Annotated in this window: 16 protein-coding genes and 1 pseudogene; 4 read left to right on the top strand and 13 right to left on the bottom strand. The window is 56.9% G+C overall.

Going from position 1 to position 23,597, the window contains the following annotated elements; genetic code table 11:
* Positions 1-177: 177 nt before the first annotated feature.
* From serA to Pla52nx_RS28105, 3 genes are all read right to left on the bottom strand, one after another.
* Complete coding sequence (serA, locus tag Pla52nx_RS28115; RefSeq protein ID WP_146521917.1) at positions 178-1,800, bottom strand: phosphoglycerate dehydrogenase; 1,623 nt, start codon at positions 1,798-1,800, stop codon at positions 178-180.
* Between the two features lie 120 nt (positions 1,801-1,920).
* On the bottom strand, positions 1,921-3,033 hold the full coding sequence (gene serC, locus Pla52nx_RS28110; protein ID WP_146521918.1) for a 3-phosphoserine/phosphohydroxythreonine transaminase: 1,113 nt from the start codon (positions 3,031-3,033) through the stop codon (positions 1,921-1,923).
* 258 nt (positions 3,034-3,291) lie between these two features.
* On the bottom strand, positions 3,292-3,921 hold the full coding sequence (locus Pla52nx_RS28105; RefSeq protein WP_146521919.1) for an NYN domain-containing protein: 630 nt from the start codon (positions 3,919-3,921) through the stop codon (positions 3,292-3,294).
* A gap of 278 nt (positions 3,922-4,199) precedes the next feature.
* Between Pla52nx_RS28105 and Pla52nx_RS28100 the strand changes: the two genes are divergently transcribed.
* On the top strand, positions 4,200-5,012 hold the full coding sequence (locus tag Pla52nx_RS28100) for a hypothetical protein (protein ID WP_146521920.1): 813 nt from the start codon (positions 4,200-4,202) through the stop codon (positions 5,010-5,012).
* A gap of 107 nt (positions 5,013-5,119) precedes the next feature.
* Here Pla52nx_RS28100 and Pla52nx_RS28095 read toward each other — a convergent pair whose 3' ends face one another.
* The 6 genes from Pla52nx_RS28095 to Pla52nx_RS28070 form a co-directional block, all read right to left on the bottom strand.
* Positions 5,120-6,520, bottom strand: a complete 1,401-nt coding sequence (locus tag Pla52nx_RS28095) for a lipopolysaccharide biosynthesis protein (protein ID WP_146521921.1) — start codon at positions 6,518-6,520, stop codon at positions 5,120-5,122.
* Positions 6,521-6,608: 88 nt separating this feature from the next.
* Positions 6,609-7,649, bottom strand: coding sequence for an FHA domain-containing protein (locus Pla52nx_RS28090; protein WP_146521922.1), 1,041 nt, complete (start codon positions 7,647-7,649; stop codon positions 6,609-6,611).
* A gap of 59 nt (positions 7,650-7,708) precedes the next feature.
* Positions 7,709-9,274: a serine/threonine-protein kinase gene (locus Pla52nx_RS28085; protein ID WP_231742254.1), complete on the bottom strand. Its 1,566-nt coding sequence runs from the start codon at positions 9,272-9,274 to the stop codon at positions 7,709-7,711.
* 398 nt (positions 9,275-9,672) lie between these two features.
* The gene (gene truA / locus Pla52nx_RS28080) at positions 9,673-10,437 is read right to left on the bottom strand and encodes a tRNA pseudouridine(38-40) synthase TruA (RefSeq protein WP_146521923.1); all 765 of its coding nucleotides are present in this window, start codon (positions 10,435-10,437) and stop codon (positions 9,673-9,675) included.
* Positions 10,438-10,440: 3 nt separating this feature from the next.
* Positions 10,441-11,697, bottom strand: a complete 1,257-nt coding sequence (locus tag Pla52nx_RS28075) for a formylglycine-generating enzyme family protein (protein WP_390620403.1) — start codon at positions 11,695-11,697, stop codon at positions 10,441-10,443.
* Positions 11,698-11,869: 172 nt separating this feature from the next.
* Positions 11,870-13,486 carry a S1C family serine protease gene (locus Pla52nx_RS28070; RefSeq protein WP_231742255.1) on the bottom strand — a complete coding sequence of 539 codons (1,617 nt, stop codon included), beginning with the start codon at positions 13,484-13,486 and terminating at the stop codon, positions 11,870-11,872.
* Positions 13,487-14,027: 541 nt separating this feature from the next.
* On the opposite strand from Pla52nx_RS28070, the gene Pla52nx_RS28065 reads away from it, so the two are divergent.
* Together Pla52nx_RS28065 and Pla52nx_RS28060 are read left to right on the top strand one after the other, a co-directional pair.
* A complete protein-coding gene (locus tag Pla52nx_RS28065; protein WP_146521924.1) occupies positions 14,028-16,316 on the top strand; it encodes a glucuronate isomerase in 2,289 nt (762 codons plus the stop codon).
* A 74-nt stretch (positions 16,317-16,390) separates the two neighbouring features.
* Positions 16,391-17,956, top strand: coding sequence for a sulfatase-like hydrolase/transferase (locus Pla52nx_RS28060; RefSeq protein WP_146521925.1), 1,566 nt, complete (start codon positions 16,391-16,393; stop codon positions 17,954-17,956).
* A 102-nt stretch (positions 17,957-18,058) separates the two neighbouring features.
* Here Pla52nx_RS28060 and Pla52nx_RS28055 read toward each other — a convergent pair whose 3' ends face one another.
* Positions 18,059-19,237, bottom strand: a complete 1,179-nt coding sequence (locus tag Pla52nx_RS28055; RefSeq protein WP_146521926.1) for a calcium-binding protein — start codon at positions 19,235-19,237, stop codon at positions 18,059-18,061.
* 356 nt (positions 19,238-19,593) lie between these two features.
* Between Pla52nx_RS28055 and Pla52nx_RS28050 the strand changes: the two are divergent.
* Positions 19,594-20,112: pseudogene (locus tag Pla52nx_RS28050) on the top strand (Uma2 family endonuclease); the annotation flags it as partial.
* 52 nt (positions 20,113-20,164) lie between these two features.
* Here Pla52nx_RS28050 and Pla52nx_RS28045 read toward each other — a convergent pair.
* The 3 genes from Pla52nx_RS28045 to Pla52nx_RS28035 all read right to left on the bottom strand — a co-directional run bounded on the left by Pla52nx_RS28045 (position 20,165) and on the right by Pla52nx_RS28035 (position 23,592).
* Positions 20,165-22,051 carry a protein kinase domain-containing protein gene (locus Pla52nx_RS28045; protein ID WP_146521928.1) on the bottom strand — a complete coding sequence of 629 codons (1,887 nt, stop codon included), beginning with the start codon at positions 22,049-22,051 and terminating at the stop codon, positions 20,165-20,167.
* Between the two features lie 144 nt (positions 22,052-22,195).
* On the bottom strand, positions 22,196-23,242 hold the full coding sequence (locus Pla52nx_RS28040) for an exo-alpha-sialidase (protein WP_197454870.1): 1,047 nt from the start codon (positions 23,240-23,242) through the stop codon (positions 22,196-22,198).
* An 83-nt stretch (positions 23,243-23,325) separates the two neighbouring features.
* Positions 23,326-23,592 carry a DUF2007 domain-containing protein gene (locus Pla52nx_RS28035; RefSeq protein WP_146521930.1) on the bottom strand — a complete coding sequence of 89 codons (267 nt, stop codon included), beginning with the start codon at positions 23,590-23,592 and terminating at the stop codon, positions 23,326-23,328.
* Positions 23,593-23,597 lie beyond the last annotated feature (5 nt).

The following is a 23,597-nucleotide window of genomic DNA, read 5'->3' as shown; positions in this document are numbered from 1 at the left end:
CCGCGAAATACTGTGATTCCGCCGCCTGCTAAGCCGGACGTTCTCTATCGCGTGGCGGCCGATCTGCGCAGACTGTTTTTCTGCCAATCCGCGCAAGCTGATTCACGCAAACGTTTTGCGATGACTGAAGTGAGTTGCGTGAATCATCCGGGCTTGGAAGCCAACTCGGGGCAACCGTTAGCCGAGCCAGGCGGGTAGGTCGTCGGCGGCGGGGAGGTCGATGACGATGGCTTTCTCGACGGCATCGAGTGCTTCCACTGCTGCGATCGCGGCTGCGGGGACTTCGCCGTCCAGGCTCAGAACACCGATGGCGGCGCCGCCGGGCGTGGTGCCTTCGCGACCGACTGCCATCTGGGCGATGTTGACGCCGTGGTCACCGAAGATGCTGCCGACTTTGCCGATGATGCCCGGGACATCGTTGTGCATGAAGATCATCAGCTTGCCGTCGAGATAGGACTCCAAGCGATAGCCGTTGACGTTGATTAAACGCGGCATGTGTTGACCGAGGATCGCACCGCCGACCGTGACGCTTTGGCCGCCACCGGAAACGGTTGCGGTCAGGCTGGACGAGAAGGCGCCCATCTCGTGATGCTTTTCTTCGCTCAGCTCGATTCCTCGTTCACGCAACAGCATTTCGCTGTTGACGATGTTGGCGTCGTCGACGATGCGTTCCAGCAGGCCGGCGCAGAAAGCGTTGGTCACCACGCGGGTGTCCTTGTGCGCCAGTTCTCCGCGATAGGTCAGTGATACCTTGTCGATTCCGCTGCCGTGCAACTGGGCGGAGAGCAGGCCCAGACGATGCGAGACGTTCAGGAAGCCGCGCAACTCGGCGAGTGCTTTGGGGTCCAGTGCGGCGACGTTGACGCTGTGCTTGATCTCGCCGGTCTTGAGGAAATTGATCAGCAAGTGGATGCCTTCCACAGCAACTTGCGTTTGGGCTTCTTCGGTACTGGCGCCCAAGTGGGGAGTGCAGATGACGTTGTCCATTCCGAACAGCGGGCTGTCGGTGCAGGGTTCATTTTCGAAAACGTCCAGGGCGACGCCGCCGAGTTTGCCCGTCTTGAGTCCTTCCACCAGGGCGTCGATGTCATAGATGCCGCCGCGAGCGGCGTTGATGACTCGCAACCCTGGTTTGACGATCGCCAATTGTGCGTGGCTGATCATGCCTTTTGTTTCGGGCGTCAGCGGGGTGTGGACGGTGAGATAATCGATTTCGGGCAGCATTTCTTCGACCGTGCTGGCGCGGGTGACGCCCAACGCGGCGGCTTGTTCGTTCGTCAAGAACGGATCATACGCGACGACTTTCATGTCAAAGACGAGGGCGCGGGTCGCGAATTCGCGACCGATGCGTCCCATGCCGACGATGCCGACGGTTTTGCCGGCGAGCTGCGTGCCCATGTACTTTTTGCGGTCCCAGCGTCCTTCGATCAGGCTTTGGTTGGCCGCTGCGATATTGCGTGAAAGCGCCATCATCAGTGCGAAGGCGTGTTCGGCCGTGCTGACGGTGTTGCCGGCCGGGGTGTTCATGACGACGATTCCGCGGCGTGTGGACGCGGGTTTGTCAATATTGTCCGTTCCCACGCCGGCACGCACGAGAGCTTTCAGACGCGTGTTGCCTTCGAGCGACTCAGGCGTGATCTTCACGCCACTCCGCAGGATGCCGGCGTCGAACTCATTGAGTGCGGCTTTGAGTTCGTCTCCCGAGAGTCCGGTTCGAATTTCGTATTCGATACCGGGTGTGGCGTCGAGAATGTCCAGGCCTTCTTGGGCGATGTTGTCCAGGACGATGATGCGATGCATAGCGGAGCTGAGTGGTTGGGATGTTGGGAAGAAAGGTTCAGATGCCGCAAGCGTGACGTTGCGGCCGGTGACTGGACAAATGCGAGCAGTTGCCCGGTACGAAGCTTGATCGAGTGAGGATCAACCATTCTTAGACGCAAAGTCTTTCATGAAGTTGGCCAGGCACTCGACGCCTTCGCGTGGCATGGCGTTGTAGATGCTGGCACGAATTCCGCCGACGCTGCGGTGACCTTTCAGGTTGACCAAGTCGTTCTCGGCGGCACCCTTGATGAAAGCCGTCAGTAACTCGTCGTTGGGCAAGTTGAAGGTGACGTTCATCGTCGAACGGCAATCGGGCTTGGCGTGGCTGGCGTAAAATCCATCGCTTTCATCGATTGCCGAGTACAGCAGTTGCGATTTTTCGCGGTTGATTTTTTCCATTGCGTCGAGTCCGCCGATGTCGTTGGTCAGCCAGCGAGCGACTTTACCGAGCACGTAGATGGCAAAGGTCGGCGGGGTGTTCCATTCCGAATCGTTTTCGGCGTGGTTCTTGTAGTTAAGGTAGCCGGGCAGTTGATCGCTGCCTCGGTCGAGCAAATCGCGACGAATGATGACCGCGGTCACGCCGGCGGGGCCCGCGTTCTTTTGAGCGCATGCGTAGAGCAAACCGTACTTGTTGATGTCCAGCGGACGGCACAGAAAGTCGCTCGATGCATCGCTGATCAGCGGGACGCTCGACGGGCACTCTGGTTCGGATTGGAACTGAACGCCTTGGATGGTTTCGTTGCTGCAATAGTACAGATAGGCAGCGTCGTCGGCGACTTGGTAGTCACCCGCGGCGGGCACATGGTTGAAATTGCTGGTGGCGGCGTCGTAAACGACGTTGATCTTGCCTTCCTTCTTGGCTTCTCCGATCGCTTTCTTGCCCCAGGTTCCGGTCTGGATGTAGGCAGCGGTTTTGTCGGTGCCGCGGAGCAAGTTGGCGGGGATCATGGAGAACTGAAGCGCTGCGCCGCCTTGCAGGAACAGTACCGCGTAATCGTCGCTGATACCCATCAGGGATCGGAGCGAGTTTTCGGCGTCATGCAGGATTTCGATGAATTCCTTTTCACGATGGCTCATTTCCATCAGTGACGTGCGTGCACCGGGCAAGCACAAGAGTTCGTCCTGCACCTCCTGGAGGACGGAGACGGGAAGAACGGCTGGGCCGGCCGAAAAGTTGAAGGCTCGTTGCGAGACGGCGGTTGCAGTCATGATGGAATCGTGAAACGTGAAGGTTCAGCGGAAAGTTTGCAGGGGAAACGAGGGCGCCTGCGATGATCCCCGCCTGCATCTCGGTGCAGGTCTGGCCTGATTCTACGCTTGGGGTAGCGAGTACGGAAGGAGCAACCGTGGCGGAGGGCTGGCCGGGACGTTCACCGGCGGGAGGGGGCCGCATTGCGGGTGATTTTAAGCGGCAATCTGCCACGAACGCGAGGGTTTGGGGGGGCTGGCGGTTTTTGATCGCCACCGTCAGTCGGGTCTGTCTGGGCGATCGAAGCCGAATTCGTCGAGCCACTGGGAGACTTCGTCTGCAGAAATCCCGCCACTTGGCTTGCTGCCGCCCTGCCCTGCCCCGCCCGTTTCGTTTGGCTGGCCGGATGATGTCGTCATCGTCGTCAGGTCCCCTGCTCTTTCTTGCTTGGATCGCGGAATCTTGATCGCCAGCCGGACCTTTCCATCCAACAGGTCATCGAGCCACTGTTGGGAGTCGCATGTCTGAGCGCCGCGTCGCTTTGCGGCGGATTGAACGCGGTGGTCTGACGAAACCACCATCAAACGCTTGGGCGAATGATGGGCGCGGATGATTTCCTCCAGCAGGTCATCGGCCTCCGGGTGATCGACGGCAAAGCGAATCGAGATCCCACGCTCGGTGAACGAATCGGAGCGATCTGGCGGAGGATTTCGTGCGTCAAACACAACGCAGGTTTTTGCGTGAACGGATTTAGGTAATGCGTCAGCGAGCCGCTGGATCAAGAGCATTCGCTCCCGATGCAGCCATAGCGGATCGGGCTCGCTGGCAGAAACCCAGCGGGATTGACGACCAGGTCTCGCCACGGGGGCGATCACGTTGTAGCCGTCGATCAGCAAAACCCATGGCATGGACAGAAGACGTTTGGAGAAATGGGAGCGGGCGATGCCGTCATTGATCCGCCAATCCGATCGATCGTAGCCCAATCATCATGATCGTACAATCGCGAAGGGGTTGCGAGGTCAGGTTCGTGGCGGGAACGCGTGGTGATGCACTGACGCGTCGCGGTAGGAACCGGGTACCATGGGGTGAAGCAAATGGGGTATACCATTGCCGTCACATCGTCCGCTCGTTTGGCACTTTGGCACTATTTGTTGGCTTTGTTCTCACTCCCGCGTGCATTCAACACATGATCATCATTTTTGGAACACGACCTTACTTCGGATCCGCTCGCGTGGTTCAACACGGCTTTTGTGCCCACTGCGATCAGTTCACCAAGCTGAAGAGTTCATCGCCACTGATGTTCTTTCACTTGTACTATCTGCCCGTGATCCCCACCCGGGGTCGGCGGCGACACCACAAGGCGTGCTCCAAGTGCAATGTTTATCAAGAGTTTGAGGTGGAGAACTATGAGCAAGTGACGCAGTCGATGAAGGACCACGCGGCGGATGCCGTGGTCGCGTTGCAGTCGGGTGAAGAGCAATTTGTGATCGAGGGCGATGAAACCGGCGAGCCGACGGATTGCGTTGCGTTTCTGCACGGCGCGTTTGACTGGTTGTACGCTGCTGGTGAAAACGAGTACTGTGAAGGGTTGTTGTCACAGCTTCGCGACCCGAGGGCAAAGTATGCCAGCCATGTGCTGACAGCCGCGATGGAAACGATGCGGGGGCGTACCGACGCCGCGATCGAGTCGCTCAGTGCTGCGGCAGCGAGCAAGACCGACGTGGCGTACCCACACCAGCAAAGGGCCCACTTGTTGGTCGTTCGCAAGCGTCGGGCGGAAGCCATCGAGGCGTACAAAGCGGCACTTGCGCAGGCTACAACGCCTCAAGAACGGCTGCCGATCTTGTTGCAGATGGTGCCCGAGCAGATGACGGCCAAGCAGTTCGCGGAGGCTGCGGCAAGTTACGACGAGATCGTTTCTCTCTCGCCTGAGCTGGCACACGACAAGGCGATCGCCAAATCGATGAAGAAAGCCAAAAAGAAAGCCGGTTTGGCGTAGGGGAAACGCAGCTTTGATCGTGCGTTGTCATTGTTGGAACGTCGAAAGACGCAGTGAGATCGATAGTTGCTCGACGTTCCACGTCGATGGCGATCTGGCGAATCCCATTACGAGAGGCGTTCGGGTTGGACGTCGGCGTAGACGATGGCGGCGAACCAGATCAGGCAGACGACTTGACCGGCCAGTGCCGCGACGGCGACGGCGACCGTGCCCATCGAATCGAGCAGCAGCATGGTGACAATCAGCATCATGACGATGGCAACGATTCGGCAACCCAACACAGAGAGCGGGCGTCCTCGTCCTTTGAGATAGCTGTCCAGTCCTTGCAGGATGCCTTTGATGGCCGATGCGGGAGCGAGCCAATAAGCGAACTCAATCGCCGGTTCAAACGCTTCGCCGTACAGCAGGCGAACCACGGGGCCGACCAAGATGACGAATGCGACGGTCATCATGGTTTGCACTGCGATGGCGGAACCGAGGATCCGATGGATGTCTTTCGTCGTCAACGAGCGTTCTTGATCAGCTCCGGCGTTGAACAGAAACAATCCCATGGTATTGGGGATGACCGTCAACGGATAAACCACTGGAACGATCGCTGCATAGAATCCTTGTTCCTGCAGGACGACCAACCAAGTGACCAAGAATAGGTCCATACGATCGAACAGGTCCGTGACCAGCATCGATACCGCGTAGGGACGACTTTCTTTGAGCAGCTTGGGAACCGATGGATGACTTTCACCGGTGAACGGTTTGGGCAGATGAGTCAAGCACGCGAGCATCGAGATCACCGATGCACCGACGAACAGCCAGCACGCGAGGTTGACATCGATTTGAGTGAATGGCAATGCGATGAGCAACAGCACGGGAAACGCTGCTGCGGCGATCACTCGACGGATGTTGTACGGCCCGAATCTGCCTCTGCCGCGATCGACTGCGGTCATGATCAACATGACTTGTTGGCCCATGACGCTGAGTGAGACGATGATGGCTTGTGGGATCAAGTAACGTTTCTCTGCCGGCAGCATGGTGGCGGCCAAGACGACGACGACCGCCGTGGTGATGATTCCGGTGGTCATGCCCAGCCAGAGCGCTGCGCGACGGAGTTGCGTCTGATCCACACGCGCCTCTGCCGCGTATCGGCAGATGACTTCCAGTCCACCGAACAGTCCGATGTACAGCAACATCTGCGCATACAGGACGGCCGTTGCGTAGGCCCCGCGGCCTTCGGGACCGAGCAACCGTGCCAGCAAGATGCCTTGAGCCATCTGCAGCAGGACGATGGCAAACGCGACCGCGACGGTCGCGACAAACTGAAAACGGACTTTGGGGGCACTGTCACCGGCGTCCGTATGAGCGATCGATGCTTGGCCGTTTGGTGAAGGCGATGCCTGGTGCGACGGGCCTGTTAGCTCGGACAGGTTCTCCACCGCTGGGTCCAGCGACACGCGCGCAGGGTGAACCTGTTCGGAGAGCAAAGAAGAGTCGGCAGTGAAGGAGTCGCGCGCCATGGTGGGGCCGATTATAGTTGGCCAAGCGGCGTTTTCCCCAGGCAACTTTCTCCCCTGCTGCGGCAAAAAAGTCGTCCAGCCCCGATAATCAGTCCAAATCTCGCAGCACGCGTACCTCGGGGCCTTTGAAGAAACCCACCGCTTGGTACGCAGCAAACCCCAGCAAGCACAGGGCCAAGGCTCCTGCGGCGACCATTTTCCAGGTATCGGTATCGCCCGACAGGCTGCTGAGCGAAAACGAGGGCAGACGCGACGGTCCCTTGGGACGCTTTGGCTTGGGGATTTTGTGGGGTTTTAGCGGCTTCGTCTTTTTCGGGGCAGGGGGTTTCGATTCGCTCGTGGATTCAGCGGTGCTGTCGACATGAGTTCCCCCGTCCGCGTTCGCCCCGTCCGCGTTCGCCCCGCCCTTGTTTGACCCGCCCTCGTCATCGGAAAAGTTGAACAGATCCACGCTCGAGGCCGATTCGTCGTCATCCAGCGGGGTGTCGGCAAAGATGCTGAGGTCTTCGGTATCCTGGCTCAGCTTTGCTCCGTCGGACGTCGCAGCGGTGACAACTTGGCGGTCGGCCGTTTGAGCTTCGTTTGAGATGGTTGCCGGATCGATTTCGTCGGAGTCTTGAGAAGGGTCTTCGACGCCCTGCCCCAGGATGTTTTCATCATCAATGTTCTCAGGCGAGAGGAACATTTCGACATCGACACTGTGCCAGGATTCCGGGGTATCAGTACCGATCGATGCGAGTCTTTGTCGTGCGATCGAGTCGTCGGGAAGGCTCAACTTGGCGTGGGCCTTTGATGTTGATTGGGGCTTTCCGTTCGATTTTGCATTGGGCTGCGAAATGCTGACTTCGATCGTGACTTTGCCGCAACGGACGAGATCGCCGTGGTTGAGTCGATGCCAAGTCTTGGGGTGCAGCCGCTTGCCGTTGACCTGCGTTCCTCGAGTGCTCTCCAGATCCAAGATCCCCAGACCGTCTTCGTTATTGAGGATCAGGCAGTGGCGACGACTAACAGATTTGCTCTTCGGGCGAATCTGGCATTCACGATGCCGACCGATCATGTAGTAGCCTTCCTGCAGGGGCGCGATGGTCCCACCGGGAGAGCCTACATTGAGAGTCAGTTCAACATTCATGAATCGTGGGGGAATCTGGGCGATGGAAGACGGAATACAAGGTTGGGCGAGAATGGGTGTCACTCACGAATCACGATCACGTTGCCCTTACCGTCTTCCATGGTTTTCAGTCGTGGCTGGGCAGCCGGCTCTTGATTGATTTGATAATAAACGACGCCAACGACAGCGATCAAAGCAAGGATTGCGAATGCCAAACCGACACCCAACAAGACCTGTTGATTGCCATCGGTGGTGCTGGTCGACCGCGACGATTTGTTGCCCGCCGAGTTGTTTGCGGGCATCGACATCGGGGAATTGGCCAAGGGCGACATCGGAGTGGCAGACAGCGACGAACTTGGGCCTTGTGTCGTCGGGATTTTGGAAAGATCGATTGCGGGCAAGCTGCCGAAATCAAAGACTTCGACCCCCGCAGCAACTTCGGACATTTCCTCCAATGGTCCACTGTCGTCAAAGGTAGAATCGCTGGAGGGATTGTCTGAGAGCGTGTTACCGGCGGGGGCCACTTGTGCAGACGGCAAACGCTTGGCAAGTGTCGATCCACCGGTTTGCCCTGACAATCGTTCGAGTTGGGCGAGCAGTTCGACCGCGGACGCGGGACGGTCGGACGGTCGTTTGGCCATCATGCGGAGGATCAATTCTGCGATCGCTGCGGGGCAGTCTTTGCGGATCGCTCGGACATCGGGTGCGGGAGCGGTTTGGTGTTTGGCCAGTCGCATGTGCACGGTGTCGCCGGAGAACGGTGGGCGACCGGTGAGCAAGAAATACCAGGTGCATCCCAGGGAGTAGATGTCGGCGCGAGAATCCACGGTGCGACTGTTGATCGCTTGCTCGGGTGCAACGAAGTCGGCGGTGCCAGTCAGCCGTCCGGGATTCTCGGAGCCATCGGCTGCATCCCATCCGATGCGGGCCAAACCGAGATCGCTGAGTTTGACCACGCCGTCGCTGCGCAACAACAGGTTCGACGGTTTGATGTCGCGGTGGATGATGCCGCGTTGATGAGCGTGAGCCAGTCCCTGTGTGGCTTGGGTGATTGCGTCGAGCGCCGTTCCATGGGACATCAATCCATCGCGAGCGACCGCGCGATGCAGATCGATGCCGTCGATGTACTCCATCACGATGAACAACTTGCCATCAGACTGTGAGAAGTCGAACGCCTGGACGATATTGGGATGATCCAGTTGAGCGCAAGCGCGGGCTTCTTCTTTGAAGCGTGCGATTCGTTTTGCATCCGCCGTGGCTTCGGGCGGCAGGATCTTGAGCGCCATCAGGCGGTTCATCACGTTGTGTTGAGCCAGAAAGACAACACCCATGCCGCCCTTGCCAAGCGGTTTCAGCAAACGATAGCTGCCCAAATGAAAACCGCGAGCCTTGCCCTCGAGCAGTTTTCGGGACTGCCACTCGGTCAACAAGCTCGCACCAACGAGTCCTTCGGCGAGTCGCTGGGGGGTGAACTGGTTGCTCTCGGCCATCAAGGACACAACGACTTTTTTGATGTCGTCGATCTCGACCAGCCCAGCAGCGAGCATCCGACGGACTAAGCCGCGGGTGTCGTCGTCTAGGACCGGTTGCGGGACGCTTTCTTTCACCGACATCGCCATGTTTTGTGCTGCATTGTGCAGCGTCACTCTTGGGTTCGCGGTGCCCTGTCGTTTGACCGAAGGTTGATGGAGACTGCTGACTTGGTCGTGCTGCGTTCTATCTGTGAGCCGCAAGGCGCTAGTCACGGGCCTAATGGTGCTGTCCCAACCCTTCGAGGCCCGTGGCTAGCGCCATCGGCTCACAGTGATAAAGAACAACGATTTAATCAGCAGTCTCCTAGCGCCTTGCGGCTCACAAAGTTAGCAGTCTCTGATGACACCAACGCGCTCGGGCACCACTGAAATGAACTTGATGCATCTGCCTGAACGCCCCGGCTGCTTCGTTTGAAAGGGCTGATTGATCCGCAGGGATTATCGACGATTGACTTCCAAATACCGTTAAGAAGGCGTTAAGGAGGCGTTCAGATCGTGTTGCCTTTAGTGGGTCACATCGGGTCGTAATCGACACGTAATAAAAAGAGGCCCTGGGGCGGTGCCGTTTGTCCCGCATGGATGCGGTTCTGGGCGGAAATCACCTCGTCAATCCATTCCGGTGGCTGCTTGCCAAAGCCGACTTCGACCACCGTTCCGACAATATTTCGGACCATGTTGTACAAGAATCCGTTTGACTCGACCTCGATGGCGACGTGAAAACGCTCGGGATCGGCATTCTGCACGATCACATCACAGGCTCGCACGTCGCGGACCGTGGTTTTGCGATCGGCGCCGGCGGATTGAAAGCTGGCAAAGTCCTTTTCGCCCACGATGCGTTCGGCCGCCTGCTGCATCGCGTCGATATCCACGGCTCGCCGCAATCGCCAGCGGTAACGATGTTCGAACGGGCAATGGTTGCCGCGAACTTGCAATTGATACCGGTATCGTTTGCCGATCGCATCACGGATCGCGTGAAAGTCATCGGGCGCTTCGTCGACACGCAAGACGGAGATGGTTTCGGGTAGTCGCGAGTTGATCGCTTTGGTTAGCGCGATGGTCCCTGCGGTCCACTCGGGCAGCTTGATGCTGGCGACTTGACCAATCGCATGAACACCTGCGTCGGTCCTGCCGCTGCCGATGACGGCGACCTCGTGTTTGGTCGCGCGTCGGATGGCGGATTGTAATTCGCCTTGAATGGTCCTCTGCTCGGGCTGAACTTGCCAACCCGAGTAGTTTGTGCCGTCGTAGGCGACGGTCAATTTAAAGAATCGCGGCATCCGCTACTTTTGCAGCTTCTCGATGGCTGCCGGCAGTTCTTTGTCGACCAGTCCCAATCCGCCTCGACCGCCTTCGATTCGCAACTGCACGTCGCCCTTGACGTCATCGGCGCTGGCTTCCCAGAACTTGGTGATCTTTTCACGTGGCAGTTCTTTGTAGGACCGAAAGATTCTCATGCCGACGCCACGCGCCGGGTCACTGGTGAACCACCACGGGCTGAGTGGAAAGTTGGGGTCTTCTTCTTTCCAGTCTTCGTCGTTGCTGGCCAATCGAGCGGCGCTGCGAAGTGCTTCCTTTTCTTCGTCCCACCAACTGCCGCCACGGACGACGCTGGGAAATGCCGTCTCAGGCCATTTGACCATGTCCACTGCGGCGATGGGTTGTTTGTCGGCAAAGTCCGCGTAGCCGTTTTCAGTGTAGGCATTGACGGTCCACTCGGCCGCATTGCCGTGCATGTCGTGCAAGCCGAACGGATTGGGTTTCTTCGTCCCGACAAATCCGGCACCTTCGTCGGAGTTGTCGAACAGGTATGCGTAGTCTTCGATGTTATCGGATGCATTTCCCCAACTGTATGCAGTGGATGTACCACCACGAGCGGCGTATTCCCATTCGGCTTCGGTGGGCAAGCGGTACTGGGTTCCGCTGACTAGGCTGATCCACTTGGTGAACTGTTGCGCGGCGTATTGAGTCATGGTGACGGCCGGCTGCTGCGGTTCTTCGCCGTACTCATAAGTGAATGACGGATCGTAGAGTTCGGTGGGTGCGGTGATCGCGTCGACTTTGTTTTCGTCGGTGATCGGCCGAATTTTCTTGGACTCAAAGTCTTTGAAAATGCCGTAGAGCTTCATGTACTCCTTGTACAGTTCCCACGTCACTTCGGTCTTGGCGACCCACATCGGTTCCACTACGACTTTGACCTGGGGGCCTTCGTCTTCTCGGTGGCCTTCCTCGCTCTCAGGGCTGCCCATCATGAACTCGCCGCCTGGGACGGGAATCATTTCGACGGTGACATCGGTGCCGGGAACTTTAATGGAGTACGGGACCATATAACCTTCCGCCACTTTCACCGATGGCCCACTGGCGGGTTTTTCTTTGCTGATGCCTGGTGTCGCACTGGCGGGTGATTCAGCCTGAGTGATCGTCGGAGCCAGGATAGCCATCGCAACCATCAAAGCAGCGGAGGCAATGGTCCAGCGGGCGAACCGATCTCTAGAACTGTGGGATCGAGCGTTGTAACGAAGGTCGCTGAGATGGGGCATGGGTGCTGAATCGTGCGTGAAATGTGGTGTTTGGTCGGTTGGATGGATCGCCGAACTGTCGCCCGGGAGATGGTTTTTGAGGCGACTGAATCCTCATTATAGGCAGCGGAACCGAATAATTCGATCGGCAATTGGGCAGCGCTGACTGATTACAGAATCGCTGACGCCAGAATCAGCGAACGTTGAGGCGATCGGGTCGGCTGCCGAGAGTGACTTTCACGGTCAGCTCCTCGCCGTCACGCCGAATTCGCATGGGGATCGTGGTCCCGGAGGTGGCATTCCCGATCAACCGCATCAGGTGCCCCATGTCGCGGATGTTCTCCCCGTTGACTTCGATGATGATGTCATCGGTTTTCAATCCGGCTCGTGCCGCGCCGGCGTCGCTGTCGGCCACGCCGGTGATCAACGCGCCGCGGGTGCGATGATCCGAGCCGACAAACTGTTCGTCAGGGACTTCGGCGAGAAAAACGCCCAGCCATCCCCGCTGGACGTAGCCGGTGTCCCGCAGTCGCTCGTAGACTTCTTTGGCAACACTGCTGGGGATGGAAAAACTGACGCCTTGGTAGGTGTCGCCGACGATCGCCGTGTTGATTCCGACCAAGGTTCCGCGGGCGTCGACCAATGGACCACCGCTGTTGCCTGGATTGACCGCAACATCGCTCTGCATGAAATCCTGATAGCGGCTGCTGGCTCGGACTAGGCGATGCTTGCCGCTGAGGATCCCAAAGGTCACCGTTCTGTCCAGACCAAAGGGGCTGCCGATTGCCCACACAGGCGATCCGACTCGAATGCGATCACTGTCACCCCAAGGAATCGGAATCAATCCGCTGGCGTCGACTTTCAGAAGCGCCAAATCGGTCAACGCATCAGTGCCGATCACTTGTGCCTGGACGCGGCGTCCGTCACTGAGTGTCACGTCGATGATTTCACCGTCGGCAATCACGTGACGATTGGTCAGGATGTAGCCGGCCTTGTCGACCACCACGCCGCTGCCCTGATCGTTGATCTCCGGATGGTCTGGTGAATGAAAACGGTCTCGATCATCAAATCCATGCATTTCAGGACCGTGCATATCAGCGCCGTGCATATCACCGCCGGGGATTCCGGTCGCGGCAGTGATAACGGGATTGATGGGCCGATGGACATCGATGTGCACCACGCTGGGGCCTGCGGCTGCCGTGACCATCTGATAGGCTTGGCTCAGCGTGTCCATCGAAACATTCTTGAGTCCGTCACTGCCGACTTCGAATTCCGCTCGCAGTTGACCGCGATGTTGGGCGTAGCGGATTTCCTCGACGATCGGTGGAACAACGTAGCGTGCCGATGCCAGCATGATCGCGACGGTGGCCAGCAGCGTCAGGCTGGATGCAAACGTGCTTGCCACACGAGCTTTCTCGGTGCTGCGAGCGCCATGGGTCGACAAGTCGTCCAAGCGACGCAACGCCCTGCCCTGCCCCGTTTTTTTTCGGTCTGTTGTCGTTAAACCTGTCGACTTCCAGCCGGTCGTCTTCAGTGCAACCCTTCGACCGCGACCCCAAGACTCGGGAGTGGCTACATCCAGCACGCGATACGAAATACGGCGTTCGCAATCGGCCAAGTCTGAGCCATCGGTCTCGATCATGCGAGAGGAAGGACCATCGCTCGCGTCGGATGGGTGAATGTGTGGTCGGGAGGATTGGATTCGGTGGAACACCAAAGTCCTCGCAGGTTCTCCGCTGACCCGATCCGCTGGCAGCTTGATGACCTGTGGCGGGGCGTCGGCACCCGCTGGCTGCCGTTGAGTGTTCACTGGGGTCTCAGGCCCAACAGTCTCAGGCCCAGGAGTCACTGGCTCGAACGCCTCTGGCGGGACCACGTCGGGCGGAGATGACGACGATGAATCCATGCTATTGCGTCAAACCCGGTGGAGGTAGAAATGAACCTAGTGAAACATCCGGTCTTGATTTTGGGGTTAGCCGTTTTGGCGTTAGCCACGGTTGTGTCACGAAAACCGTGGCTAACGCCAAAACGGCTCATCTACCGAACCCACGTTCTAAGACTGGACGATGCACTAGTGAAACAGTGTTGGGGGAGTCTGCTTTGGTGGTGTCAGTACGAACGCGACCAGACGCCTCAACTCCTCAAAACCCCATTTTAGCGCAACGGACTCTCTGCCAAGCAACATTTTTCTCTCAAATCGCCCGCAGAATCCCGATTCACTGGTAGAAAAAACGGTTTGATCCGGCATGAAAGTGCTCTTGGGGCTCGTTTTTTTGGTGGACACCGTCAAATTGTTGGTCAATCCAGTTCCCGACTCCCCATCCATCCCCCCGATTCAGTTTTCGATAGACATGCCCAATTCTCTGCGCGATTCGATCCATGAGGCGATTTCTTCGATCCGGTTGGTGGACCCTCACACCCACATCAATCCCCATGATCCTGGTTCCCACACGTTGGCGGACATATTGGGCTACCACTATTACACGGAGCTGGTTCACTCCGCCGGAATGCCACAGGCTCAGATCGAAGAACCCGGGATCTCGCCGCGGGAATTGGTTGGACGTCTGGTCAAGGGATTGCCCAACATTCAGAACACGGCCAACTACCAGTGGTTGATCGAGATCTGTCAAACGTTCTTTGATTTCGATGACAACGTGATCACGTCGGACAACTGGGAATCGTTGTACGACACGGCTCAATCAAAGATGAATGCCGCCCAGTGGCCCGAGATCGTGTTGGAGAAAAGCAACGTCGAATCCGTTTTCTTGACCAACGACTTCGACGACGACTTGCAAGGCTTTGATACCAGGACCTACATCCCCTGTCTGAGAACGGATGACTTGGTATTCCATCTTGCCAAACCGGAGACGCGGGAGCGGTTGTCGGCGTGCAGCGGCATTGCAATTGACGGCTCATTGTCCAATCTTCGAGCCGCCCTGAACCAACGCTTTGAGCATTTCGTTGCGTCGGGCGCCAGAGCTTGCGCGATCTCGATTCCGCCAAGTTTTGCACCGACCATGGTTTCCGATGGCCGTGCCGCCAAAGCACTCGACCACGTGCTCACTCACAATCTTTCTTCGGAACCATCGCACGTGGATGCATTGTCGCGTCGCGTGTTCTGGACGATCGCTGAGCTTTGCGACGAGTATGGATTGCCCTTTGATTTGATGATCGGCGTCAATCGCCGTGTCTATCCCAAAGGCGTCTACCAAGGTCAGGACTTGTACGACAGTCGCGTCTCGTTGATCCAGTATCGTGAGTTGTTCAACGCGTTTCCCGATTTGAAGTTTCCCGTGTCGGTGTTGGCCAGCGTGACCAACCAAGAATTGGTCAGTTACAGTTGGATCTTTCCCAACGTGTTGACCAACGGTCATTGGTGGTACAGCAACACACCGTCGTTCATCAAACGTGACGCCGCCGCGAGACTCGAAGCCGTGCCACAGAACAAGCAGATCGGCTACTACAGCGACGCGTACAAGTTGGAATTTGTGTTGCCCAAGTTTGGCATGTACCGACGCATTTTGGCGGGCATCTTGGCGGATTACTTCGTCGGTGATTGCGGTTGGAGCGAAGAACGTGCGATCGAACTGGGGCACCGCGTCTTGCGTGGCAATGTCGACGATGTGTTTCGATCTCCCTTGGAGGCTCTCGAGCCGGAGGGTGACGGTCTGTCGGAATCGGTGCCAAGCGTTTCATCAAACATTGTCTCCTCAGGAACTGAAGACACAGTTTCTGACATTGATCCGCTGATCGCTGGTGTTGCTGCTGCGGGTGCAGTCGCTGGCACAATGATGAAATCGAATTCGGATCCCCAGCCCACATTGGATTTTCTGTCCGATGACGACGAGTCACCGTCCGCTGTCTCTGATTCGGAGGACGCTCAAGGCGACTCTGGGATATCCAGCGAGCTGGCGGACTTTCTCGCGTCCGATTCGGTCGACGATCCTGATTCGGGGGACTCGACTCTTGACTTGAAGAACGAAAAGACGGTCGGGCCTCAACTGGGGACTGTCGCCGAAGATGAATCCTTTGGCGAGTCATTCGGTGCTATGTCAGATGATGATTCAACCGCCAGTGATTCAGCCGATGATTCCAACAAGGTTTCTGATGACGGCGAATTGGCAGTGATCGATGATGAACTTTTGGACCCGCTGCCCACGGATGACGAAATCAGTCTTACATCGGTCGGAGACGTCGAGTTGACTGACGCGTCCGATGAATTGCTCGATGCACAGTCGTTGGAGCTGGAGATCGATCCGTTGCCACTGGACGTGGGCGATCTTTCGTTGGACGATGAGTCCTCTGCCGATTCCGTTGCTCAGTCCGCTGGCGATAAATCCTCGCTGGCAGACTCTGAGATTCGCATGCTCTCAGGTGATGGAGCGTTCACGCCAGGCGATGAAGAACTGCTACTCAAGACCGATCCGCTGACGGGCGAATTGCAGTTCCCCGTTTCCGATTCCCCATCGGCCGACGATGGACAATGGGATTTGGACGACGTTGAGGTTATCGACCTGGAGGTTTCAGGAGATCCAGCTGCCGAATCGTCAGGTGATCTCGACGAATCATCCGAAAGCGATCCCTCCGGAGCCGACCCGTCCGATGATGACGACTTGGGATTTGGCCAAGGCGTTTTTTGATTTCGGGATGAGTTCGCAGATAGAATCAAGACGGCTAAGCAACTTCTTCCTCCCCACCGCCATTGAATATGTCCATGAAATCTCTCGTGACGTTGTGCTTTCTCGTTCCTCTGTTCGCGACTCATGCGTGTTGCGTGGTTGCCGCAGAGGCTGACGCTGCGGCACGGCCCAACATCATGGTCTTCTTGGTGGATGACATGGGGATGATGGACACGTCGGTTCCGTTTCTCCAAGACGAAAACGGGCAACCCAAACGTTATCCGCTGAACGATTACTATCGAACGCCGGGAATGGAGCGTCTTGCCAGCCAAGGAATTCGATTCAATCAGTTCTACGCCATGAGTGTTTGTTCGCCGACGCGGATTTCGATCATGACGGGCCAGAACGCTGCGCGACATCGTACGACCAACTGGATCAATCCCAGAACAGACAACGCCGGCAAGAACGGCGCGCACGACTGGAATTGGGCCGGTCTCACAGAAGGCGATGTGACGCTGCCCGGTATTCTGAGTCAGAATGGGTACCGAACGATTCATGTCGGTAAAGGACACTTTGGTCCAGAGGAGCATTCCGGTGCCGAGCCGCTGAATCTTGGTTTCGATGTGAACGTTGCCGGCGCTGCCTTCGGAGCACCGGGCAGCTACTACGGCAAAATGAATTTCGGCCACGGAACCAAACGCAGCCATCATGCCGTGCCGCACTTGGATGCCTACCACGGCACAGAAACGTTCTTGACCGAAGCGCTGACGATCGAAGCAAAGAAGCGTGTGACAGAGACTGTGGGCAAAGGTCAACCGTTCTATCTCTACTTTGCTCACTATGCCGTACACGCACCGTTTGAATCCGATCCGCGATTTGCTGATCACTATGCGGATTCTGGCAAGCCCAAGAATGCCCAAGCCTTTGCGACGTTGATCGAAGGCATGGACAAGTCCCTGGGCGACATGCTCGACCACTTGAACGAATTGGGGGTTGCCGAAAACACGCTGGTTCTGTTCCTGGGCGACAACGGATCGGACGCGCCTTTGGGGCATCAGCATGAAGTCGCTTGCGCCGAGCCGCTGCGTGGAAAGAAAGGGGCACACTACGAAGGCGGCATGCGGGTCCCATTCATCGCCGCTTGGGCGAAGCCGAATTCAGAGAGTCCGTTGCAAAAAAGTCTGGCAATTCCCGCAGGCCAGATTCAAAACCAAGTCGCATCCGTGTCGGATCTGTTTCCAACGGTCTTGTCACTCGTGGGCGCCGAGGCACCCGCGTCGCACGTGCAAGACGGTGCGCCGCTGCAAACCCTGTTGACTGGAGCCAGCCAACCGGATCGTTCGCAACAGTTTCTGATGCACTATCCCCATGCTCCACACCGCAGCAACTATTTCACGGTGTACCGAGACGGGGCTTGGAAAGTGGTCTATCACTATCTGCCCGAAAAAGGAAACAAGGACGACCACATCGACCTGTTCCAAGGACACTACCAGTTGTTCAACCTCGACCAGGATCCCTTTGAGTCTGCCAATGTCGCGGCCGACCATCCTGACGAGCTGAATCGGATGATGGAATCCTTGATCGAGTCGCTCAAATCTCATCAGGCGGTCTACCCGATCGACGACAGCGGTAAAGCCGTCCTGCCTCAGTTGCCGGGCTGACGCCACCCAGTGAGACGTTGTCTCACGACTCAAGGATTTGAGCTCGCCACGACGTGATTGTACGCGAGCAACGATGCGTGGCGAGCGATGAACGGTATCGTCTCAGTTAAGGACCGTCCGGATGTTTTCATCGCCCTCGGTTGGCTTCAGGTCACTGATCTTTTCTGTTTCGATGACCACCTCGACACGCTTGAGCACCGAAGCGTTGTATGACTTTGCGACCAACTTTCCGGTGCGTCGATCCAATTGGAATCGAATCCGTTTTTCTGTTACGAGTTGGGTGCGTGTTTCGGCAATCTCGCCATAGAAACGGTCTGGTCCCGATCCACCATGCATTTCGTCGTCGAATCCGTCGTTCACGGGATTTCCATCTCCACCACTGAACGGTTCATATCTGTTTTCCTGGCATCCGATCAACTGGTCGGCACCGTCACGGCCATAGAGCGCATCTCGCATTTTTCCACCGACGAGTACGTCATCGTCGGCACCACCATCGAGACGGTTGTAACACTGCTGGGCACCGGTCAAGTGATCATCCCCATCGTCGCCATAGAAAAACATTTGGCTGCCGACGTTCGCCCGATCTTCGGCACCAATGATATCGTCGTCACCCTCTCCGCCGCGGACGATGTAGCGACCAGGGAGTTCGGCGTCCAATGAAAGTGCGAATTCTACGCCATCAAGCAGATAGCTTGCTTCTCTATAATTATCTAAGAAACCGCAGCGGATGGTGTCATCACCGGCTCCTCCATCAACGACTGCTTGACGTGCGCCTAAAACGTAAACCAAGTCGGTACTGAATTCCGAGTTGTTACCTAATGCCACGGAGTCACCGCAGTCAATGTCCACATTCTCACAGTCATAAATCGTGATGAAGTCGGGGCCGTCGCCTCCCAGCACCTGGACATCACTGGCTCCAAATACTTCCAGGTTATTCCGGCCATCACCAAGCACCACGGAGACTGGTTTGTCGCACAAATACAGCACGCGAGTCTCAAACGATTCGGCGAAGACTTCTACTCGATCGATGTCGCCATACGAGAAAGTGCGATCTCGGCGACCAGAAACTTGGCCGAAATCGATCGTCGCAGTGTCGTATCTCGTGATGTCGACACGAATGTCGCCAAAGAAATCTACGATTTGAACTTCGTTTGCCGGATCATCTACCGACACGATCAGTACGCGGTCATCACGGTCGATGCTGACACCCGCACTGGCAAAGTGAGCGGCAACCAGCAGAGCGATGTTGGCAAACGTGAACGATTTGAGGACGTGAGACATGGCTACAATTGGCGTTTTGAGGTGAGTTGACGGAAAACCATGCCCAACGAAGCGGTAGCGAACGCCGGTTGTTACTCCCTATTCATGCTCGGACCAAACGAAACACCCAGATTGGGAGGATCCATCAGCAATCGGACCATCCGATGCCCCTCGTCAAGGTGAATTGATGGGGACACTGTACCATGCCGAATTCAGCGAGTTTGTCGTTCGATCCTCCGGATTGAAAACACGTTTGAGCCACCGCATGGCGAGTGCAAATGATTGGCGTACGACGGAAGGTTTGGTACGGTGGGGGCATCCCGCCATCCGTCTCTCAATCGCTTGACGTTTCATGAGCTCGGTTCCTCGAACTCTGGGACGGAGTTCCTATCGCCAAGTCTCCGAGTCCATTCGGGCTGCACCAAGTGGTCGTTGCAAAGATGGTGACGCAACTCAACAATGCCCTTGTCGCTGTTGGCTGTGACGGCGTTGCAGTTGCCGAACGCGATTGGATCGTCCGCCAAGACACGGTGGTCCGTCCCGATGTCATGGTCATTTGCGGTGATCCACCCGAAGGCCATCAGCTCGCTCCGCCCGCAAAAATTGTGGAAGTACTTTCTCCGAGCACTCGGGCGAACGATCTCGGCTACAAGAAGGATCTTTATCACGAGCAAGGGGTGACGCACTATTGGGTCGCTGACCTCATTGCCCAGACCGTGGCTGCGTTCGACATGACAAGTCCTGGCGGTGAATCCACCCCGCTCGGCGGCATCACGCGCTTCACACTCGGCGACAACTGTCAGATCGAAATCGACCCCGCTGAAATCTGGCCGACTCGCAAATCGTCGAATTCTGAGCGTCCGCTAGCCGAAGGTTGCAACGACTCTGGGCGATAAGTCTCTGGTGGGCGCTTTCTCTAGCTCGCCGCGGTCCGTCACCTGAGCACCTTCATCGCAAGTTGGTGATCAATGCATCGGAAAAAGCATCGACATCGTTCCAACTGCTGCCCGTAATGACTTTGGCGTTGTTGTCCACCACAACGGGTTCACTTGTGGTTCGGTGTTGCGATGCGTTGCTCACCTCGATCCAGCGTGAGTCTGCGATAGTGGCTCCGTCAAAGGCGCCGTGGTAGATCGGGATGTTCATTCCCTTTCCGATAGCAGCGATCCATTTTCGAGCGCGAAAGGATTGGAGCAGTCTGTTGACCGCTGCGCCCACCGCATCCGTTGCGATAAAGGAATCGTATCCGTCTCCCATGAACACCACGGCCGTGTAGTCATCGAGGTCGTTTTCCACGATGTCGATGATGTCGCGTTGCACGTTGACGGTCGTGCGATCGGGGGCACGATCATCGGGGTTGAAGTTGGCGATCCCAACTCGATCGGCAGTGATGGTGAACGGGACCCCAGATTGTTGCAGGTGTGCGCGAATCGGTCCCAAATCGCTGTACCAGAATCGATCAGCGCTGATCACCAACAGGACCTTCGTCGAGTTGGGGGCGACGTCAGACCCAGGGTGGATACGGTTTTCTCCAGCGCGACGCTCACCTTGCGAATCATGGCTCCCCTGCCCTGCCCCGCCGACGACAAAGTAGCCTGCTGCCAAGAGCGACGCTGCAAGAACACCCGCAATGCCAAACATCGCCGCGCGGCGATTAGGTCTGGACGTCGATTGAGGAGTCGCGGTGTCGTGCGTCACGATCGAAATGGGAGTCGACACAGGCTGAGCGTCTGCGATTGTCTCCGTAGTGTTTGATTTGGTCGGTTTGGCAAAAGGAGCCAGATCAGCCATTAATTCCGAGGGAGTTTGATAGCGAGCATCTGGATCTTTGGCCGTCAACTTGCTGATGATCCTGGCGACTTCGTCGGGAACGTCATGGCGTTGCTGTTGAATGCTTGGGAAGGGATCGGTGCAATGTGCGATGACGGTTTCCACATAGCCGTCACGGACAAAGGGTGGTTGTGCGGCGAGTAGGTAATAGAGGGTGCAGCCTAGGCTGTACAGATCGCTGCGGACGTCTGCCAAACGTGAGTCACGTGCTTGCTCGGGGGCAATGAAGCTGGCGGTGCCCATCACGACACCGGAGGCTGTCAATTCGGACTGATGCTTTCCATCGTTGACACGAGCCAAGCCGAAGTCCATGACCTTGATCACGCCCTTGGTCGATTTCATCAGGTTGGCTGGCTTGATGTCACGATGCACCATGCCTTGTTCAAACGCGTGCTGAATCCCAAGTGCGGCTTGCAAGATGTAATTGCAACTGTGTGTTACGCCCAACGCACCTTTTCGATCGATCGTTTGGGCCAGCGATTCGCCTTCGATGTACTCCATTGCCAAAAAGTGGATGTCATCCACTTGGTCGGCATCGTACGCGGTGACAACATTGCGATGAGAAAGCCGTGCAGCGGATTGGACTTCCTGATGAAATCGAGCGATGGCTTGTTTGTCGGCGACCAGATCCCCACGGATGACTTTGATGGCGACCGATCGCCCCATCTTTTTATGAGTGGCAAGATAGACGGCGCCCATGCCACCGCTGCCGAGCTGTTTCTCCAGCCGATAGTTGGAATGCTTGGCAAACAATGCGGCCAAGTCCTGTGCAGAACGTGGCGGTGAGGCCTCGGGGGGTGTCTCTTTTTTGTCTACCGATGATTCGTAGGAGATATTCCTCAATTGGTCGACGAGTCGCTCGTGGACGGGAGTGTCCAGGGCTTGGGCGCACTGTTCGCATTGGGAAACGTGACGCCCGACAACCAGCATTTCTCGTTCATCGAGCTTTCCGATCGCGAACGCTTTGAGCGTCTTGGCATCAGGGTGTCGTTGATCGTTCGCCATCGGCACAGATGCCTTGTTGTCCGGAGTGTCGCCAAGTAGGAAGCTTAGTTTGGGCCAGCGTCAAAGTGAATGCCGTAGGTCCCCTTTGTCGTCTTCGTCCTATCTGTCCCACAGCGATTTCGGATACTTGACGACCAGCGACCCTCATCCGTCAAACGCGACCTTGGCCAGATAGATGCACGTTTTTTCTTCGTGTGACGAGTAGTAGCTGATCCACAGCAAATCGTCTTTCCAGACCATGCCCGCATAGCTTGTGTCGCCACCGGAGGGCAGCGTCAAGCATTCCTCTAGCGTTGCGGAATCGGGGTCGACCCAGCAAAGTGAGGTTCGCTGGCGGCCATCATAAAGTCGAACCGCGGCGAGGATTCGGCTGTCTGGTAGCCTGAGCATGTTCGGGCCACCGATTCGCCGATTCATCTCCGTCCAAGTCCACTGTTGGTAGGGTGGCGTTGACTTGCCGAGGAACGCCATTTGGCTGCCTGATTCATGTCGAAACAAGCATAACGCGGATTGATCGGGGAGGAATAGGATGGTGTCTTCGCCGACACCCTTGTCGATGTTCACTTCATCGATCCATGAAACATAGTCACGCCCGTCGTCACTGCGGTAGAAGCGCGTCGTTCGTTTCTGGCGGTCCCGATCGGTGTCGTAGCCCATGGTGTAGCAATGACCCTCGTGCCAAGTTGCACGCCACAGCCAGAATCCCGGGTCGCCGATACGTTCACCTTTGCTCCATGTCTTGCCATCGTCTTTGGAGAACCACACCATGGAATGGTATCGCACCGGCTGATCAGCCTGCATTCCTGCGCCATTGAGCATCAGTTCTCCGTTTGGCGTCACGCATATCTTAGCGTCTCGCAGGTCCTCTGTCGGATCCGTGACCAAGGCGAGCGAAGTCCAGTTGTCACCGTCATCAGAGACGAGTACACGAATGGAGCCGTCGGGTGAAACGTGTCGGCTGCCTTCGCGGAACACGCAGTACCACTTTCCTTTGTGATGCAGCAGGTCCGTGAACGCGTTGTGAGGAGCTTTGTCCCAGATGCGTTTGACGGAAATCAAACGCGGTTGACTTGTCGGTTGGTCAGGCGATTCTGCCGTTGTCGGTTCCACTGCCGACAGCACTGAAGGCGACGACAGGGCGGTCATGCAGGCAAGAGCAAGTTTGAACGCGAAGTGGTAGCTGAGGTTCATGGTGGGGCAACCTTGGTTTGAGGAGGGAGCCACCAGCATAAACGGAAATCACATCGGCCGTGTACAGTCGCCGTATCGGCTGTTCACGTTTCATCCGCCATTTCATCAGATGGCAGCATCTTGATTTCGGCGATGATCTCTCTGGCGAGAGCGGCATCGGCTTCAAACGTTTTGACCTGCACCATCCCTGGTGCCTCGGCTCGAAAACCAGAGGTGAATCCTCCCGTCGCGATCGCCCGAATGCCTTCGTCGGCCAGTACCGACACCAGAATGGTCGCGCTCATTTCGTCGGCACGTTCGGCGACGGTTACCAATTTGGAGTTGTCGAGAGAATCGGTGGGCTGAGTCATTTTGG

The sequence above is a fragment of the Stieleria varia genome (assembly GCF_038443385.1).
GTDB lineage: Bacteria > Planctomycetota > Planctomycetia > Pirellulales > Pirellulaceae > Stieleria > Stieleria varia.
This window is presented reverse-complemented; position numbering and strand designations above follow the sequence as displayed.